General features: G+C 53.6%; 17 protein-coding genes and 1 pseudogene. 8 read left to right on the top strand and 10 right to left on the bottom strand.

Annotated elements, in window-relative coordinates:
- Window positions 1-187: pseudogene (locus tag AC2FNC_RS16740) on the top strand (glucose-1-phosphate thymidylyltransferase); the annotation flags it as partial.
- A 304-nt stretch (window positions 188-491) separates the two neighbouring features.
- Here AC2FNC_RS16740 and AC2FNC_RS16745 read toward each other — a convergent pair.
- From AC2FNC_RS16745 to AC2FNC_RS16770, 6 genes are all read right to left on the bottom strand, one after another.
- A complete protein-coding gene (locus AC2FNC_RS16745; protein WP_496715994.1) occupies window positions 492-1,652 on the bottom strand; it encodes a rhamnan synthesis F family protein in 1,161 nt (386 codons plus the stop codon).
- A gap of 435 nt (window positions 1,653-2,087) precedes the next feature.
- Window positions 2,088-3,011, bottom strand: a complete 924-nt coding sequence (locus AC2FNC_RS16750) for a glycosyltransferase (RefSeq protein WP_496715995.1) — start codon at window positions 3,009-3,011, stop codon at window positions 2,088-2,090.
- A gap of 20 nt (window positions 3,012-3,031) precedes the next feature.
- Window positions 3,032-5,326: a glycosyltransferase family 2 protein gene (locus AC2FNC_RS16755; protein ID WP_496715996.1), complete on the bottom strand. Its 2,295-nt coding sequence runs from the start codon at window positions 5,324-5,326 to the stop codon at window positions 3,032-3,034.
- A 75-nt stretch (window positions 5,327-5,401) separates the two neighbouring features.
- Complete coding sequence (locus AC2FNC_RS16760) at window positions 5,402-6,502, bottom strand: DegT/DnrJ/EryC1/StrS family aminotransferase (RefSeq protein ID WP_496715997.1); 1,101 nt, start codon at window positions 6,500-6,502, stop codon at window positions 5,402-5,404.
- Window positions 6,499-6,912, bottom strand: coding sequence for a sugar 3,4-ketoisomerase (locus tag AC2FNC_RS16765; RefSeq protein WP_480622690.1), 414 nt, complete (start codon window positions 6,910-6,912; stop codon window positions 6,499-6,501). Before AC2FNC_RS16765 ends, AC2FNC_RS16760 begins: the two co-directional genes overlap by 4 nt.
- The gene (locus tag AC2FNC_RS16770) at window positions 6,909-7,385 is read right to left on the bottom strand and encodes an acyltransferase (protein ID WP_480622689.1); all 477 of its coding nucleotides are present in this window, start codon (window positions 7,383-7,385) and stop codon (window positions 6,909-6,911) included. The genes AC2FNC_RS16765 and AC2FNC_RS16770 overlap by 4 nt, the downstream gene beginning before the upstream one ends.
- Window positions 7,386-8,210: 825 nt before the next feature.
- Here AC2FNC_RS16770 and AC2FNC_RS16775 point away from each other — a divergent pair.
- The 5 genes from AC2FNC_RS16775 to AC2FNC_RS16795 all read left to right on the top strand — a co-directional run bounded on the left by AC2FNC_RS16775 (window position 8,211) and on the right by AC2FNC_RS16795 (window position 14,410).
- A complete protein-coding gene (locus AC2FNC_RS16775; protein ID WP_496715999.1) occupies window positions 8,211-9,077 on the top strand; it encodes a glycosyltransferase family 2 protein in 867 nt (288 codons plus the stop codon).
- 365 nt (window positions 9,078-9,442) lie between these two features.
- Window positions 9,443-10,240 (top strand): inositol monophosphatase family protein, encoded by a 798-nt coding sequence (locus AC2FNC_RS16780; RefSeq protein ID WP_496716000.1) that lies wholly within the window; start codon window positions 9,443-9,445, stop codon window positions 10,238-10,240.
- Between the two features lie 4 nt (window positions 10,241-10,244).
- Entirely contained in the window at window positions 10,245-11,939 is a 1,695-nt protein-coding gene (locus AC2FNC_RS16785) for a Na/Pi cotransporter family protein (protein WP_496716001.1), read from the top strand.
- Window positions 11,940-12,092: 153 nt separating this feature from the next.
- A complete protein-coding gene (locus AC2FNC_RS16790) occupies window positions 12,093-13,193 on the top strand; it encodes an alpha/beta hydrolase (protein ID WP_496716002.1) in 1,101 nt (366 codons plus the stop codon).
- A complete protein-coding gene (locus AC2FNC_RS16795; RefSeq protein WP_480606601.1) occupies window positions 13,190-14,410 on the top strand; it encodes an MFS transporter in 1,221 nt (406 codons plus the stop codon). The genes AC2FNC_RS16790 and AC2FNC_RS16795 overlap by 4 nt, the downstream gene beginning before the upstream one ends.
- Here AC2FNC_RS16795 and AC2FNC_RS16800 read toward each other — a convergent pair.
- From AC2FNC_RS16800 to AC2FNC_RS16810, 3 genes are read right to left on the bottom strand one after another with little or no spacing between them, the layout of a single operon-like run.
- Window positions 14,407-14,994 carry a Smr/MutS family protein gene (locus AC2FNC_RS16800; RefSeq protein WP_480606603.1) on the bottom strand — a complete coding sequence of 196 codons (588 nt, stop codon included), beginning with the start codon at window positions 14,992-14,994 and terminating at the stop codon, window positions 14,407-14,409. The genes AC2FNC_RS16795 and AC2FNC_RS16800 overlap by 4 nt on opposite strands.
- Entirely contained in the window at window positions 14,994-16,034 is a 1,041-nt protein-coding gene (gene mltA, locus AC2FNC_RS16805; protein WP_496716004.1) for a murein transglycosylase A, read from the bottom strand. Before mltA ends, AC2FNC_RS16800 begins: the two co-directional genes overlap by 1 nt.
- Complete coding sequence (locus tag AC2FNC_RS16810; RefSeq protein WP_480559165.1) at window positions 16,031-16,693, bottom strand: Tim44/TimA family putative adaptor protein; 663 nt, start codon at window positions 16,691-16,693, stop codon at window positions 16,031-16,033. The genes mltA and AC2FNC_RS16810 overlap by 4 nt, the downstream gene beginning before the upstream one ends.
- Before the next feature lie 108 nt (window positions 16,694-16,801).
- Here AC2FNC_RS16810 and AC2FNC_RS16815 point away from each other — a divergent pair, with 108 nt between their 5' ends.
- Together AC2FNC_RS16815 and secB are read left to right on the top strand one after the other, a co-directional pair.
- The gene (locus AC2FNC_RS16815; RefSeq protein ID WP_480474399.1) at window positions 16,802-17,302 is read left to right on the top strand and encodes an FxsA family protein; all 501 of its coding nucleotides are present in this window, start codon (window positions 16,802-16,804) and stop codon (window positions 17,300-17,302) included.
- A gap of 54 nt (window positions 17,303-17,356) precedes the next feature.
- Entirely contained in the window at window positions 17,357-17,857 is a 501-nt protein-coding gene (secB, locus tag AC2FNC_RS16820) for a protein-export chaperone SecB (protein ID WP_209506872.1), read from the top strand.
- A gap of 24 nt (window positions 17,858-17,881) precedes the next feature.
- Here the strand turns inward: secB and AC2FNC_RS16825 are convergent.
- Window positions 17,882-18,444 (bottom strand): exonuclease domain-containing protein (locus tag AC2FNC_RS16825; protein ID WP_496716006.1); only part of this gene is annotated, 563 nt, incomplete at its 5' end.

The following is an 18,444-nucleotide window of genomic DNA, read 5'->3' on the forward strand; positions in this document are numbered from 1 at the left end:
TGCAAGCCTGCTGGACGCCGGAAACTTCGTGCGCACGCTTCAGGACAGGCAAGGCCTGCAAACCGGATCACCCGACGAAATCGCCCATACGCTGGGCTGGATCAACGACCAGGACCTCGAAGCCCGCGCCCAAAGATTCGGCAAAAACGAATACGGAAAATACCTCAAAAACCTGCTCAACCAGTAGCCTAAGCCAGCGGCATCTGCTTCGGTAAGGCGATCTCAGAAACTTCATAAATTGAATTAAGCGGATTTTGTTCCTGATCCCGCAACTGAACATTATGGCTTTCACTGGCGGTAAAGTGTCTCGCGCGCTCTCCTGCGCTTGCCGGTGGATCGTCAATCATGATCTGTCGGACAAACCGGATCAAAACCAAACTGATCGGCAAAAGAGAAGAGCCGCTAAATAATAACAGATCCTGTTCAATTTTCGTGGAGCGGTTCAGTCTTGCTTTGCCCAGTCACAGCCGGAATCCTGAAGGCTGTTTACTTCACTGTATATGAGCTTCCGCGTCTTGGCGTACTATTCTGGATGCTTCTTGTTGAATGTCCTGGCCCACCGGCCCTTGGATTCGGGAAATAATTGCCAACATCAACCCAGCCCCCTTCGGAGATAACCACAGCGGAGACTTTTTGAGAAACTGAAAACCACGATGAGACAGAGTGTAGGATGGCAGGCAATAGGCGCAGGCGTAACGCGACACGCTTGTGAGGATAAATGCAATACGGTCGGAACGCCCAGCTGCGCTGTGTGCGTCAAGGCTCAAAACTTGTTCTTTTACTGCATCCAAGGCAACGTCGTCGGGAAAGATAAGTTCCCGCGCAACCCTATCGACTTCCTTGTCCGTCAGGGCTGCCAATTCGCGGTCAAGCGCATCAACCTCGCATGTGGCACGATGCGTAAACCCATGCTTCAGAATCCATTGTGACAACCCAATTTCGCCACGGCGTACCGTTCTTGTTTTGTCATTTCGAATTTCGAGTTTTCGCCAGTACTTTACAAAATCTGGGTTTTTTAAGATGGCTGGACCAATACCAAGCGCATAAGAAGCATAGTGGAAATTTCGATGCGTCACTCGAAACTTCCACGTAATTTCCCGAAAATTCGCCGGATCGACCCGAGGCATCGCAAAATTGGATGTAGCAGCTGCGAAATCCACATTTAAGTCGCGGGCGTCATCAAACCAAGTGCGTTGCTGTGGGACCAACCATGCGGAATCATTTAAGAGCCAAAGCCGAGTCAGCTCTGGGAAACGATTGGCCACCTCCAGTACGCCATCCCGGTACCCGCCAAAATCATATCCGAAGTTTGGACGTTCTATAATCAGTGAAGCGCGCGGGCTAAGTTCAGCAAAATCTGTCGCGCTGAGCGGCAGGTTGGATACGACGATTGGGGAAATACCTGCCTGAACCATCTGCTCCAAGGCATACAGATGGGAAGGCAAGACTCCCGTTTTAGGAAAGATAAGAAATATCCCGATTTCTGAACCAAGTGAAACTGCGCCTCGAGAGCGCTTCACTTGGCGAGACAACACCCAATCGTAATACCGGCGGAGATATACATGCCGCAGAAGTTCGGCGGGTAGGTGCATGAGCTTGCGGCCCGCGCGCGCGAATTCTCGCTGAATTTTCCATAACGGGGGTAAATTCATCCACTCTCGTCCAATTGTCGTTTCGATTTCAGTTTCCAGGAAGATTTAGTGGTCACAAATGGGCCGCACTCTTGATCAATGCTTCAACTGATACTGATTTGTTCGACTAGCACATACCCTTAGCTTTCAGAACCCCTGATGATTAACAGGAAAACCGATGACGAAGTTACTCAGCGGTATGATATACGACCAAACCACCTGTTGGCATCGCAGCGTAAGACAAGGGTGACTGACTTGTTTTGTCGGTTACCGAAGAATCCGACTTTGACCATTTGTTTGGAAGCTATAAACTCGTTCTCTTTATTTAGCCAACTGGATCTGTCCCGTTTTAATGCCGCCCTGAGTGCTCGCTTAAACCACATATCGTTCGACGGCGACCGGGCTTTTCCACCCCAACGCTGGTTCTCCAAGCCTATGTATTAGGCTATAAAACGGTTACAAGCGCTTCCGGCGATTGTTCTTTCGCTCTCGTATCATCATACGAACAAGCCTCCCAGGTCTTCTGAGAAGGCTACTTCGCAAGCCTCTTATGCTACCGTAAATGGCGAGCCGAGCTTCGACATCAAATAGCTCACATCGCAAATCCTTCATAACAGGATGGTCAGGGGAAAGGCCAAATGTGGCTCCATCCAACAGTCGAGCACAAATTACACTGCGCCAACGATATAGTTTTTTTCTTCGCTGTGTCTCGAAATCCGATCCCTTCAATTTTTGGGGTTGAAAGGAAACGCCAGTCCCAACACGATATTTAATTAGGGGCTCGTTTAGAAACGAGATACGTCCCTCCAATGCCGCTCGGAACCCCAGAACCAGATCCTCATAAGCCTCGTTATTAGGTAGGGGTCCATACTTGGTGAATAACTCGCGTCTCCAAGCTGCGGTTGCGCCGATGAAAAGCCCCTCCGAACGCGCTATCTGTCGAATGTCATCCGTCATATAGAGAGTCGCATCGGTGTGCATCAAAGGAACAGGTTTGCCATCAGCACCGATGAAATCGGCCCACGAATGTGCAAGCAGAGTATCGTCCAAGACGAGCCTCCCCGCCAGCAAACGTGCGCGATCCGATCGAAACCGATCATCGCCCGCAAACGGGATAATGATATCACCTGAAGCAAGCGACAAAAGCGAATTGATATGCTCGTTGAGCCCTAGATTTTTTTGCGTTTGATTCAAGATCACCTTATGTGGGCCGCTATAGTCCTTCGCTTCTTCTTCAAGTATCAAATAGGAACTATCTGTCGAGCAATCGTCCGAAAGGAAAATTTCAAGCTCCTCGGCGTCTTGCGCCAACAAATCGCGAACGGCATCACGCACGAATTGCTCCTGATTGTAGCAGACGAGGATAGCAGTAATTCGCATCAGTGGTACGGTCCGATCGATCAGAATCTTTCACGCAACGCGTTACGAAGAGCATGAAATTGCTGGCGCGCCAACCTTCTATTCTTGGTACGATGCCAAAATTTGTCGATGTTTACTTTTTCGTCTGAACTTACAGATTTTGGGAACACGACTTTGCCGGAGTGGAATATCGGAGATCGCACTTCAACATGAAATCTCTCAGAAAACTCGGACATGACAAATTCTGGCGTGCAGAATCTAGGCATAATCAGCCGGTTTAGGGAAAAAAACTTCACTGACGCTTTCTCGAGGCAATTGTTTTCTTCAAAGAACGTTCGAGAAGAAATCGATTTCATCAGGAGTTCTTCGCGACTAAGTGTCGAGGCAAGCTCGATCAAATCTTTCGGCTTCCGCCAGACGAATTGAAGCGGATCAACAAAGTCGATACCTTGTGGAATTCCAGGCTTTTCAAGTGCATGGCTAACACTTGGAACTCCGCACGCCATAACTTCCACAGCGATCCTCGCTGAGCACACCGGAAAAGGCGCAATGAACAGATCGACATTCTCAGAAATCAACGAGCCACCAAAGTCTTCTGCCCAGGGTATGTGACGAAAACGCTCACCAGGAATGCGGCGTTTGCGCAGCGCAGCGTTAATAGCCTTCTTTGTCTTGTCGGAAAGAGGGCCATAGTGAATATGCGTACCAGCGCTCGCCTTGAGTACATCAGGTATGATTTTGCTGTAGCTGTACACATAGTCACTCTCGACTTTATAGGCACGCGCTGCGGCTGACGCAGTCGTAAGCGAGCCATTGGCCATTGGCCTGTAGTTGCGAGGTCCGAACCTGTCCGAAAAAAACGGTGGAACGAGCGAGAATTTCGCATGTGGAATCATCGGCGTGAGAGCTTGGGCCTGACTGACCGTCTTGACGATAATGGTGTCGATCGAACTGTTCAGGACGGCGAGCGAAAGCCCGTGATCATAGACGAAGTCAAATACGATCCGCGCACCGAGTGGGCGCTGGATGGCGGCATCTCCGACCGGATCGTTATGGGTGATGATCGGGAAAATAATTCCGGGCGACTCCTCGGCTAATAGTGCTATGATGCCTTCAAGTCGATCAGTGCGCGATGTATCCGACGAGGCCTGCCAGTACCACAGATTGTCGCCAGAGAAATGCTCCTGGAATATTGTCTCGTCCGTCGGGATCTTATGGGTCGAAACGATTCCGACCTTGTACCCTTCCGCGAGTAAGATTTTTGTTAAATCTTTGATCTCCCTAAATATTCCACCGCCACCCGGAACAAGACCCGAGACCAGCAAAACCGCATGTTTGGGGTCCGTATTTCGATTCGCCGCCGTGACTCCGGCGTCAAGACACATGGCGCGACCGACGGCTTCACAAATCTCATCAACAAACCGGAACGCAAAAACTCCGTGAAAGGCCAAATCCCGATATTGAAAAACCTTTGAGCTTGCGTGCTCGGCTAGCAAAAGGAAATCTTCTAGTGAACACGAGTTGGCATTCTTATTGACTGGTGGCGACGCGAGCACCCTATCCCTACGATCGTCAAGCATTTTGTCGGTTTTGGATCCAGGGTCCCGTACGACCTTTTCTCTTAGCGCCTCTACGATCCGTAAATTAAACGCACGTTGTTCCTCGTGCTGCATGCTCGACCAAAGTCCCTTTCCGTGAAAGTTGTAGATGCTCCAAACGTTCGGTAGAAACTTGCATCTTAGTTTCGAGGAAAACGCAGAAAAAAAGAAAATCGCGGTGTCGCCGCGAAACTCCGGCTCAAGGAAATAGTCAGGAAGTGACTTCGCAATTTTTCGAAACAAAAGTGAAGACGTGTGACAATAGACATAGCCACCAATGCACAATTCATACGACCAATCGCGCTCACTCAGATCGCCGTGCATCAAACAGGCGCCATCGTTCATTTTTACAAGCGTATTATGTCCGACCGCAAAATATTCGAGATTACTTTCGAGGAATTCCACTTGGTTTTGCAATTTGTCGTATGAAACGAAGCAATCATCCCCATCAAGCACGTGGAAATATTGCCCCTTCGCTAGATCATACGCGCGCTTGAAACTGAACCCCTTTCCAGAGTTGCACGCGTTGCGTAAGACTGTGACGTTCGGATAAACACGCGCGATGTCCTCCAGTATCTCAGGAGTCTTGTCCGTCGAACAATCGTCAACTACTAGGATCTCAACTTCGAACTCCGTACGCTGCAAAGCGACGGACTCTACAGCAACCGCAATGGTCTTCTCTTCGTTGAAGACCGGAATAATCACTGAAACCTTTGGAGAACTTTCAAGGCGTTGCATGGGCAAATTAGCCCTCCTTCCCATCGAAAAACGAAGCTTTCGTGTATCCCCGTGCTATGCGCTAGCCCTTGGGATCTAATTTTCTAACCCGGTAATCGTCTCGACAACTATCTCAGCAGCTTCAGTGGACAGATGTGGCCCGATCGGCAGACTGAGTGCTTTCTCCGAAATGCTCGACGCTATCGGAAATTGATGGCGAGGAAAGCCCATTTCAACATACGCCGCCTGCTCATGCGGCGCGATTGGATAGTGGATTTGAGTTGAAATGCCCGCTTTCTGAAGCTGTATTTGCAGTGCGTCCCTATTTTTGCTTTGAACTACAAAAAGATGCCATACTGGGTCGGCCCAGTCCGGCACCTCAGGCAGGATCAAGCTCGTGTTTTCAAGGCCATCAAGATAGAGTTGTGCGATATTGCGTCGACGTTCGTTCCACGCGTCGAGATATCTGAGTTTCACTCGAAGAACTGCGGCTTGCAAGGTGTCGAGGCGACTGTTTACGCCTTGCGCTTCATGTTGGTATTTCTCCCGTGACCCGTAGTTCCGAAGCACGCGCAACCTATCAGCAAGATCATCGTGGTTTGTGGTGATTGCGCCACCGTCCCCGAATGCGCCTAGGTTCTTTCCTGGATAATAGCTCCAACACACAACGTCGCCGTGCCCCCCAACGCGAGTGCCCTTGTATTTGGCGCCATGGGCTTGCGCAGCGTCTTCGACAATAAACAAGTCTTTCGCGCGTGCGAACTCGAGTATCGAATCAAGATCGGCAGGAAGACCATAAAGATGTACGACCATGATAGCTTTGGTGCGAGGTGTAACCGCTTTTTCAAGTGCAGCAGCCTCTATGTTGTAGGTGCGAGGGTTCGGCTCTACGGGCACCGGCAGGGCTCCTACCGCCGAAATGGCCAGCCAACTAGCGATAAATGTATTGGACGGAACGAGAACCTCGTCCCCAGCCCCAACCCCGAGGGCGCGGAGCGACAGAACCAATGCATCAAGACCGTTGGCGACACCTATAGTGTGCGCAGCACCGCAGTACTTAGCGAATTCACGTTCAAACGTATCGACCTCCTCACCAAGGATATACCAGCCATTTGCCAGCACTCGAGTAACTGTATCGTCAATTTCAGCTTTTAGCTCACGATATGTCGCACCGAGATCTAAGAAGGGAATTTTCATTTCGACTGTTTCACCGCATCAACAAAAGTATGATAATCTCGAAAATAATCCGCCTCGTCATAAAGGTTCGACGCAAGAACCATGCAAACTGCACCAGATGAGAAGTTGTCCAGCTCTCGCCAAATCATCGGGCAAACTAAAAGCCCTTTGTAAGATCGGTTCAAATGAAAGGTCTTCTTCTCGTAGCCATCGTCGAGCGAAATATCAAAACTACCCGATACCGCAATTATAAGCTGTGTCAACGCTAGATGCGCATGCCCCCCCCGTTCGGCACCGCCTGGCACATCATAGAGGTAGTATATGCGCTGAATGCAGAAAGGCACATGTCGCCCACCCTCGATGAAAGTCAGGTTTCCACGCGGATCCGAAACTTTCGGTAAGTCAATTATTTGGCAGTCGGATAGGCTCATTTGGCAATCCCTACATTTCTCGCTGGATTACCGAGTACGAGCATTCCATTTGGGACGTCTTTCGTCACAACCGCACCAGCTCCGACCATGGCACCCGCACCGATTGAGATACCGGGCATCAAAACAGCGCCCGCGCCGATCGAAGCCCCTGCACGAACGACAAGAGACGGAAACGATTCAGGGTACTGCCGACTTTTTGGATACTTGTCGTTTGTGAAAGACACGTTTGGCCCCACGAAAACGTCGTCTTCCAACCTGACACCGTCCCACAGCTGTACACCGGATTTCACTGTCACGCGATCTCCGATAACAACATCATTCTCGATAAAACAATGGGAGCAAATATTTGTCTCCCTACCAATGACGGCCCCCCTGAGCACAACCACATACTGCCAAATCCGAGTGCGGTCTCCTATCGCTTCACTCTGAACATCAGCGGTAGGGTGGATCATGACATCTTTACTGTTTTTCATGCACTTACCGTTTCAAATGTTTCTCAGTATTGTTGTCCCTTGTAGCGCCTTAGCAGGAAGCAGATCAAGTTGCCGTGAGCGATGTTTTGCCGGAGCTTGAAGTGGTTCCAGAAAACTGGACAGCGAGTTAATGTGGATTTCAAACCTTTTATGGGTTACGAGAATGGCGTAGCGCAGGAAGTCAACAGACCAGTTTAAGGCCGAACTTGCGTTGGAAACGCCGAGTGGTGACAAGGCGAACCAGGAGATCGCGGCGAAGCACTTGATGCATCCGAACTAGGTCAGCACTTGGAAGCGTCAGGCTCTAGATGGCGTGGCCGATGTATTTACACGTGGCGGCAAACTGGAAGGGCCGACAGAAGCAGAGGTCAAGGAGCCCAATGCCAAGATTGGGAGGCTGGCCGTCGAGAGTTTTTGTCCGAAGGGCTGAAGCGGTGAGCCTACAGCGTTTTGCGTAGACCAGGTTTTTTGTTACGCGAGCAATTTCCCAACCCAATCGCGCGTCGTTTCGCAGCCGACTGCAAAAATTCGTTCCGCAGACACGCCTTCTACAACCTGTAGGCTGAGCGAGTAAAGGAAAGGTGCCTATACAGCATATGAAATGATAGAACACGGGCAACGGTGATGCTTCAGGCGAAGTCGGGATACCTACTGATTATCGCCTGGCAGCAAGGGTAATTGAGATTGCAGACAGCAACTTGACGATATCAACCGGACCGCTTACGTGGGCTGATCAAGTTTGCTAGGAAAGCCTTCTGGGGTGAAGGCGAAGGCGAAATTACCTCGAACTAATCAAGCACCGAGATGTAAATGAACGGATAATCATTGGAACCGCGTGTTACGATTATCAGTGTAACCTATAACAGCGCCAGCACTCTTCCTCAGATGCTGGCGTCGGTACCCGATGGTGTTCCGATAGTGTTGGTCGACAATGGTTCAGGCGATTTAGAAGAGCTAAAGCGGCTTGCGCAACTCAAGAACGCCAAACTCATTCTAAACGACCAGAACATGGGTTTTGGAGTAGGGTGTAACCAGGGTGCAGCCGGGGTAGAGACCGAATACTTGCTGTTTTTGAATCCGGACGCGCGCTTAACGAGCGGCAGCTTGGAGAAGTTGCTGGCCGGTGCAGACCGTCACAAAACTGCTTCAGCGTTCAACCCCGCATTTACTCAAAAGTCTGGCAAAGGATTGCTGAAACGATCCAGTGTCTTGCTACCACGTAATAAGTGGTTGCGCGGGATTGAAACCGATACTGATTTACAGGTTCCGATATTGTCTGGCGCAGCGTTGCTTGTGCGCCAGTCGGCGTTCGAGAAGGTCGGTGGATTCGATGCAAATATCTTCTTGTACCACGAAGATGACGACATCTGTCTGCGTTTGAATGAACAAGTGGGGCCCTTGATATTCCTTCCCGACGCGGAAGTAACCCATATTGGTGGAGAATCTTCTCCCAAAAACCCAAAGATAGCTGCGATCAAAGCCTGGCACATGGGTCGCTCACGTGTTTACGCGGCACGCAAACACAAACGCCCGGCTCCTTTTTTGAATGCATTGATAAGTGCTTTACTGCAGGTGGCTTCACCTCTGGTTTTGTTTTCAAAACGAAAACGCGCCAAACAGGTGGCTTTTCTACGAGCTGTGTGGTCAACGCGGAACTTGTCTTCATCGACTTCGGGCAAACAGCACGAGTAAAAACGCACGGCTTTTTTCAAGCTTTCCGGCCCCCAACGGACCTCTGACATTGGGGTTTGACTGTTTTGCTAACAACCGGCCTGAGTCTGCAAAAAACAGTCGGCGTGGTATTTCTCTAAATCCACACATTTATCTTGAATACGAGGTAATGTAAGATTTTTTTTGTTGTACTTGGGTGGTTTTGTGGGATTACTGTGGAAACTTGTGGTGGAATTTGAGGACCCCGATGCAGCAAGACTCACTTCAGACAAAAAGTGAGTGCCAAAGGCTTTTGTTTGGGCTTTACCCAGACCAACGCCGACAAGGGGCTTTCTAACTTATCGCCTCCAATACCCGCGCTTCATCGCTAAACAGGATAGAATCGAATGCTGAATCCAAGGACCTCACAGACCGACGAAAGCGCCGACCTGCTGTCTCATGCGGTAAAGATAGCTGACCTGGCCAGCAAAGCAGCGCGGGGGTATTTTCGTGGCGCGCTGGGGGTCGAGTTCAAATCGGATGAAAGCCCGGTGACACAGGCCGACAAGAGTGTTGAATCCCAGGTTCGCGCCTATCTTGAACAGTATTTCCCCGATCACGGCGTCTTTGGAGAAGAACATGGGTTCGAAGGGCAGGATTGCCGCGAGGTTTGGATCATCGACCCGATCGATGGAACCCGGTCATTCCTGTCAGGTCATCCGCTGTTTGGATTTCTGTTGGGGCATCTGGTTGACGGCAAACCCGATATCGGCGTGATCGGCATGCCGGCGATAAATGAAGTGTTTACCGGCGTTTTTGGCCAGGGCGCCACGTTGAATGGCCATGCGATCACGACTTCGGCCCAAACGCGGCTGGATCAGTCCATTCTTTTTGTAAACGAAGGGGACAAGATCTATCGCGATCATCCGGCGTTATTCGACAGGCTGATGCAATCTGGACAGACCAGACGGTTCGCATATGATTGCTACCCCCATGCCCTGCTGGCGGCGGGTCATGTGGATGCTGTGATCGACTATGATCTACAGCCCTATGATTACCTGCCAGTGCTGGCCGTGGTTGAAGCTGCGGGTGGGGTGATGACAGATTGGCAGGGTCAGCCGCTTGACTTGAATTCTGACGGCCGGGTGATTTCAGCGGCTACACCCGAGCTGCACGGGGAAATGTTGGACTTGGTGAACGGGTAGGATCATGGCGATAGTAAGCTTTCTCATCAGCCTGGCCGGAGCCACGATGCTGCTGCTTTACGCAGTGCGGATGGTCCGCACAGGGATCGAGCGCAGCTATGGGGCTTCGTTCCAGCGCCTCATGACGGGCCAAAGCCATTATGCACAGGCGTCAATGGTGGGCATTGTAATGGCGGTGGTTCTGCAAAGCTCGGCAGCGGTTGCCCTTTTGACATCGGGTTTTGCTGCTGGGGGGTTCCTGACCTTTCCCACCGGTCTTGCAATCGTGCTGGGCGCTGATCTCGGTTCGGCGCTAATTATTCAGGTGTTGTCATTCCAGCTGGGTTGGCTGATACCGTTGCTTCTGGCGGTTGGCGGGTATCTGTTTGTCAAGACCGAGGCCAAGAGGCCCCGGCAATTGGGGCGCATCCTGATGGGGATTGCGTTCATCTTGATTTCATTGCGCTTTTTGCGCGAAGCCATGGACCCGATCCGGGACAGTGCCTTTCTGCCTGCCGTCGCCGAGTATCTGGCACGCGACTATATTACAGCGTTTCTGGTCGGCGGCGCGCTGGCCTTTGTTATGCATTCCTCGGTCGCGGCGATCCTGATGTGTGTGACGCTGGTCCAGATCGGCGCGATTCCGTTTGCCGCCGGGCTGTCGCTGGTATTGGGTGCCAATTTCGGTTCAGCCTTCATACCTGTTTGGCTGAGCAGGGGGATGGAAATGCCCGCCAGGCGCATACCCTTTGCCAACCTGGCCTTGCGCGGCAGCTGGGCGATAGTCACACTTTTCGCGGCGACTGCGGCACTGCGTGCCGGTGTTCTGGGGGATTTGCAGGGCGGTCAGATGCTGGTCAATGCGCATCTGGCGTTCAATGCTTCGTTGCTGGTGCTGGCGCTGCCGTTCTGCGGGCGTTTGCGCGCGCCGTTCGAGCAGTTTTTTCCGGACCCGAAATCTGCGAACGCGCTGGCCCAGTCAGGTCGCCCGGCCAGTGCGCTGGACGTACGCACTGCTGGCAGCCCGTCCCAGGCGCTGTCCAGCCTCAAGCGTGAACTGCTGCGAATGAGTGATCTGGTCGAGTCGATGTTCCGCCCGTCGCTGGAATTGTACCGCAGCGGCGACAAGGACCAGATACGCGCCGTAAGGGACATGGACGAAGATGTGAACGACTGCCTGTCGGGTATTCGAAAATTCGTGGCCGCCATTCCCGAGGAGACGTTCGGAAAGCAAAACGCAAAAGTGGCGCGCGACCTGATGGAATACGCAATCCGTCTGGAAACTGCGGGCGACGTTGTTGCCAAGCGGTTGACTGTTCTGGCGGGCGACATGCGGAAAAAGGGCGCTTCATTTTCAACAGAGGGCTGGTCGGAACTGGTTGAGATGCACGAAGGCATCCTGGCCAACCTCAAACTGGCCTCAAACGTTCTGATCTCGGACGATCTGGAAAGCGCCCGTCTGCTGAGCCTTGAGAAAACCGAAATCAAACGGGCCGAGCGCGACAGCCGCAAACGCCACCTCAAACGCCTACAGCACGGCAGTACGGAAAGCTTTGAGACCAGCGATATCCACCTGGAAACCCTGCGCGCGTTCCGGGAATTCAACAGCCACATCGCTGCGGTGGCCTATCCAATCCTGTATCGAAACGGGCAATTGCTGGAAACACGCCTGATCGAAGAAATGCCGCGCAAAGAGCAGGGCGAGGACACAGAGGTCTAGGCTATCGGTACCGGCAAAGGTCGGTTTCGTAGGGGTGCGGTCTGTTACAGATTGTACCCGCTCAGGCCGGTTTCTGCCGCTTTTGCGCGTGGCCGTGCTGGACGCGGGGTTAGAATAAGGTAGCGTGTCGGCACTTGTTTCCGGGGGCTATCCGTGCTGCGTTTCTTAATCTTCATTCTGTGTCCGGTCGTGCTGACGGCCTGCGTCGACCGGACCGTATCCGAAACGGTCCCATCTGCATTGAAAATCGGAACTCCCGAAACAGTTTTTGCGGCCACCACACGTGCACGCGAGCCCGATGGCGCGTATGGATTCCGCCGCGCAGAACGACTGCAATTTCTGGAAACGACCGTGTCGATACCACCGGGCCGTTCACCGGGAAGCCTTAAATTTTCATACGCAAACCCTGACCCGAGAAAGCAGTTCGTACTGGCAGAGGTCGATCAGCTAAGCGGGCCGCAACAGTTGAAGGACAGGCTGAGTGGGGCTGACGAAGTCACGATTTTTGTGCATGGCTATAACTCCACTCAGACAGAGACATTGTTCCGGGCTGCTCAGCTGTCACATGATATCGGTATTCCCGGTCAGATCCTTGTCTATTCATGGCCCAGCCGCGCGACGGGCTATGGTTATGCCTATGATCTGGACAGCATGTTGTTTGCCCGTGATGGGCTGGAGGAAACCATTCGTCTTCTCAAGTCGATGGGGGTCAAGCGGGTGGCCCTTGTGGCGCATTCAATGGGCGGCGCGCTGGCTATGGAGATGATACGGCAAACCGAACTGAAACAGCCGGGCTGGGCAAAGCGAAATCTGGAAGGTGTTATTCTGATCTCTCCCGATCTGGACGTGGATGTTTTTCGGTCGCAGATGAACAGTATCGACAATCCTCCTGATCCTTTTGTCGTGATGGTGTCCAAGAAAGATAAGATCCTGAACATTTCAGGTCGGCTGAGGGGAACCGCCGATGGTGAAAGGCTGGGCAATATCGGATCGGCCGAGAAACTGTCCGAATATCCGATTGAAATCGTGGATACGACTGCCTTCAACAGCGATGCGGAATCTTCCCATTTTGTGGCCGCCACTTCTCCGGCCCTGTTGACTATCCTCCGCTCCGTGCGCCGGGTCAGCGAAACCTTTGGGCGCGATGACCGGCGCGGGATCGACATCCTCGTACCGCCAAGCCAGCGCAATCCTGTTGGCGCAACAGAAATCGTGCTGACTGAAACCGGCCAGGCCCAGGTGAGCAATCCGTGACGCGGGTTTCCCTGCACCGGTTTCTTGTGGACAACGCGACCTGGCTTGCGACCGGCGTTCTGCTGACATTTCTGTCCAGTTTCGGGCAAACCTTTTTCATCTCGGTCTTTGCTGGTGAAATCCGCTCTGAATATGGCCTCAGCCACGGCGCATGGGGTGGGCTGTACACGTTAGGCACGACCCTGTCTGCAATCGTGATGATCTGGGCTGGAGGGTTGACGGATATCTTCCGCGTACGGGTATTGGGCCCAGTTGTGTTGGCGGGACTGGCGTTGGCCGCCATTGCAATGGCGCTGAACACCTGGCTGCTGCTGTTACCACTGGTGATCTTTCTGCTGCGGTTATTTGGGCAGGGGATGAGCACGCATCTTGCCGTGGTCGCAATGGCCCGCTGGTTCACGGTTACGCGGGGCAAAGCACTTTCCATCGCGTCCACCGGCTATGCGCTTGGCGAGGCGTTGTTGCCGCTGATTTTTGTTGGCGCCATGGTCTATCTGGATTGGCGCTGGCTGTGGGTTGCCGCGGCGGGCATCACGGCGCTGGGTATTCCGGTTCTGATGCGGCTGCTGCGAGAAGAGAGAACTCCACAAAGCCTCGCCAACGCGTTTTCAGCATCGGGAATGCAGGGAAAACACTGGACCCGGCGGGACGCTCTGTTCCATCCTTTGTTCTGGTTTATGGTGCCATCAGTGCTTGGGCCATCCGCATTCATCACCGCATTTTTTTTCCATCAGGTTTTTCTGGCTGATGTGAAGGGTTGGCAGCATATCCAACTGGTGGCTCTATTCCCGATCTTTACCGGAATATCTCTGTTTTCCATGTTTGTCGCAGGCTGGGCGCTGGATAAATGGGGGACCGCCCGGATCATGCCCTACTACCAGCTTCCGATCGCACTTGGGTTCGTTATTCTGGGCACAACCAATTCGATCAGCGGCGCGACCCTGGGGCTGGTCTTCCTGGCCTTGACGGTTGGAGCAAACAGCACATTGCCCAGCGCATTCTGGGCCGAATTCTACGGAACCCGGCATATCGGTGCGATCAAGGCGATGGCCGCGGCCGTCATGGTGCTGGGATCGGCCATCGGCCCGGGCCTGACCGGCGTTCTGATAGACCTTGGCGTTTCGCTGAACACACAGTTCATCTGGATTGGGGTGTTCTTCGTGCTGGTTTGCGTTCTGGTCCGAACAGGCATTTCCCGCGCCCGTCGGGATTTTTAGCGCATTCGCCTGAGATAGACGTAATAAGCACCCTCGCCGCCATGACTGATATGCGCGGGCGTGATCTGCATCACCGCCTGCGCCAACGGCGGTATGGACAGCCAATGCGGCACTTGATTGCGTAATACGCCACGCGGCGTCGGGATTGGGCCGGGTTCGTCGCGGTCCTTGCCCTTGCCGGTTACCACCAGAACCAGTCGTTTACCTTGTGCCTGCGCGCTCAGGATAAAACGGATCAACGCAGGATGGGCCGTATCAACCCGCATACCGTGAAGATCCAGTTTGCCTTCGGGCTTTAGCTTACCGCGCTTCATCCGGCCAAAAGCCTTGATATCCATCTGAACAGGCGCGGCACGCAGCGTGTCCGTCAACGATGGTTTCAGATCGTTTGGCTTCGAGTTCGGCTGAAGGTTCTGACCAAGCTCAAAAACTTCAAACCGGGGTTTTGGTGTTTTTCTGGGCCTGGGTTTCGGCAGGGTGGTCGGATGGACGGTCTGAGGACAGTCCGGATGCAGACGCTCGGCCTGTTTGGTGACCTTGCGCCAAAGCTCGATCTCATCGGTTGTCAGTTTGCGCCGGGTCATCAGAATTCATCCGGCAACAGGGCATAGGCGCGCTGAATGGGCAACAACAGAACCATCCGACCCGGATCTTTCAGCCTGCCCGCAGCCTGTCCGGCTTCTTCACCGGTACCGAAAAAGATGTCCGCCCGTTGCGCGCCTTTGATGGCCGCGCCTGTGTCCTGCGCGATCATTAGCCGTCGCAACGGGTTTTCACCGTCCTTTTCCACCCAGACAGGTGCGCCCAATGGCGTATAAGCGGGGTCCGCCGCAATCGAGCGCATTGTCGTGATCGACCGGTTCATCGCCCCCAAAGGTCCAAATTCAGGGGCAACGCGTGAAACTTCGCGAAAAAACACGTATGACGGGTTGTGAAACAGCAACTCGGCACCGGCCTCGGGGTTCTTGCGCACCCAGGCGCGGATCATCTGGGCGCTGACCTCATGCGCACCCAGAACCCCGCGTCGCACCAACTCGACACCGATCGACCGATAGGGGTGACCATTCGCACCACCATATCCAACCCGCAGCGCACCGCCATCCGACAATCGAATACGCCCCGAGCCCTGAATTTGCAGAAAGAACAGCTCAACTGGGTCGTCGACCCAGGCAATCTCTAGCCCGCGGCCCTGCATCACATCGCCGGTCAGGATGTCACGACGGCTCAGCCATGGTCCTTCCGCACGGGCTTCGGGCGGCATCTTGTAGATCGGGTATTTGAAACGGTCTGTCCGGGTGCGCGCGCCGTCAAGCTCGGGTTCAAAATAGCCGGTAAACAGGCCCTCTTTGTCATCCTCGACCAGAACAGGGCGGAAGAATAACTCGAAAAAGGCGCGGGCAGCATCCGGTTCATATGTTCTGGCCACACCACACAAGGCGCGCCAATCCGGGTCATCCAGATCACCGCACGTGTTCAGAAAAACGGAAAGGGCCGAGCCGTGGTCGTCCTCCGCCCAGCCCTGCAGATCGTCAAACGACAGAATGGATCGCGTTGCCTCGGCTCCGGCAGCACTGGCGGTGGTCATTGCGCCCACCAGTAAAAGCGACCGAAGCGTTGCAATCATGCGTCCGTGGCGACAAGCAGCCAGTTCGGATCGTCCTTGCCCATGACACGGGCAAAGGTCCAGCTGTCCTTCTGGCGCTTCACGGTATTCGGGTTGCCTTCGACGATGTCGCCTCCGCGATCGCGCACGACCGAGGTCAGCTCTCCCACGAACTTCATCGTGATTTCGGCCTGGTTCGTATCCTTGTCGAATTTCACATCCGTCAGGGTGGTTTCCCGCACGCCGATGAATTCGGCCTCGATGGTCAGGCCCTGATCTTCACGTGCTGCCACGACCGAAACGAAAGTCTCGAACACTTCTTCCGACAGGAAAGGCTGGATTTCATCCAGATTGCCCCTTTCAAACCCCATCACGATCATCTCATACGCACCGCGCGCACCCTGAACGAACTCGCCGACCGAGAAGCCGGGCTCGACACGTTTCATTGCAGCCAGGGTTTGCGCCTGTTCGCTGTCTTCGGCGACATGGTCGGTAATGTCATGATCCGGGCCGCCATCGATCACCTCGAAACCGCGGCGCGATTTATGGGCTTCAGGCTGTTGCTGCACAGGCGGTTTTTCAAAGCCTTCACGCGTGCCCAATACGCTTTTGAGGCGCAGGATCAGGAAAATGGCAATTCCGGCCAGGACCAGGAGCTGGATCATAGGGTTGTCGCTCATTTCATTCTCTTTTCAACGCCGCGACTTTGTATACACGGCCTCATGCCACTATGTAGGTGACAGTGAGTGGCAAGTCCACAGCCCGGCCTAAGGGAAAGGATAACGCAAATGTATCTGTTCTTGGCATTTTTGTTGGTGCCCATAATCGAAATCGCGCTGTTTATTCAGGTTGGTGGTTTGATTGGGTTGTGGCCGACACTTGCCATCGTAGTGCTGACCGCGGTTCTGGGCACGGTTTTGGTGCGGACACAAGGTCGCATGGCGCTTGGACGGCTGCAACGGTCCTTTGCCGAATTGGACGATCCGACCGAACCCCTGGCCCATGGGGCAATGATCCTGTTGTCGGGCGCTTTGTTGCTGACACCGGGTTTTTTCACTGATGCCGTTGGTTTTGCGTTGTTAGTTCCCGGTATCCGCATCGCCGTTTTCCGGTACCTGAAATCCAAGGTTACAGTGACTCAGTTCCAGATGGGGCCGGGCCCCGGATATCAAACCCGGGGGAACCCTTTCGATCAGGGCGATATCATCGATGGGGAATTCACCGAAGTTCGGCCAAAAAAAGACTCCTCGAAGCCTTCGAAATGGGTGGAAGGCCCCCACCAGCATTGAGGTGCCGCGCCCAACTTGCTAAGCAGTGGCGAATTTCATTTTTGGAGTAGATCCATGGCCGAAGAAAACGCTGCAGAAAACACTGCGGCCCAAGCCGCCCCGCAGGTTCAGATGCGTGTTCTGGGGCAGTTCATCCGTGATATGTCCTTTGAAAACGTGATGGCGCAAAAGGGCGTTTCCGGAGACGTACAACCGGAAATCGCCGTTCAGGTGAATCTGGATGCCAAAAAACGCGCGGCGGACCATCAGTTCGAAGTTTCGATCAAGCTGAACCTGACATCCAAAGCCAAAGGCATGGATGACATCTTGTTCCTGTGTGAACTGGACTATTGCGGAATGTTCCACGTGGAAGGTGTGCCGGAAGATCAGCTGCACCCGTTCCTGATGATCGAATGCCCGCGCATGTTGTTCCCGTTCCTGCGCCGCATTGTCAGCGATATCACCCGCGATGGCGGCTTCCCGCCGGTCAACCTGGACAATATCGATTTCGTTGCGCTCTATCGCAATGAGTTGATGCGCCGTCAGGCCGAACAGGCCCAAAAAGCAGACGCGTAAGGTTTTGACCCGCGCCTGTCCGGATCAGGCGCGGGTCCACAAGGCGTTCTCGCCCAGTTTTTCCACGAAAGCTTCATGTGCTGCGCGTTCATCCTCGGTGATCCGGGATGGCAATGGTGTGCTGCGCGGTGTAGCTCGCCAATCATCGCTGCCACCGTCCGCAGAAGATGTGGATGTCGACAGACCAAAATCCGGCTGCCGCCCACCGATCAATTCCAGGTAAACCTCGGCCAGAATTTCCGAGTCGAGCAACGCGCCGTGCAACACACGGTTCGAGTTGTCGATATTGAAGCGACGGCACAGCGCATCCAGTGACGCTGGCGAACCGGGGAACCGTTTACGGGCAATTGCCAGTGTATCCAACGCCTGCTCCATGGGGATAAGCGGGGCACCCATCCATTTCAGCTCGGCATTCAGGAACTTCATGTCGAATGAGGCGTTGTGGATCACCAACCGCGCATCGCCAACAAATTCGCGAAATCCATGGCCAACCTTTGCAAAGACCGGCTTGTCTTTCAGAGTCACTTCGCCCTTTTCAGGCGGGCGCGGGGTTTCCAGCAGATCGGGACCTATACCATGCACGCCAA

This window comes from Ruegeria sp. BHSA123 (genome assembly GCF_059613425.1).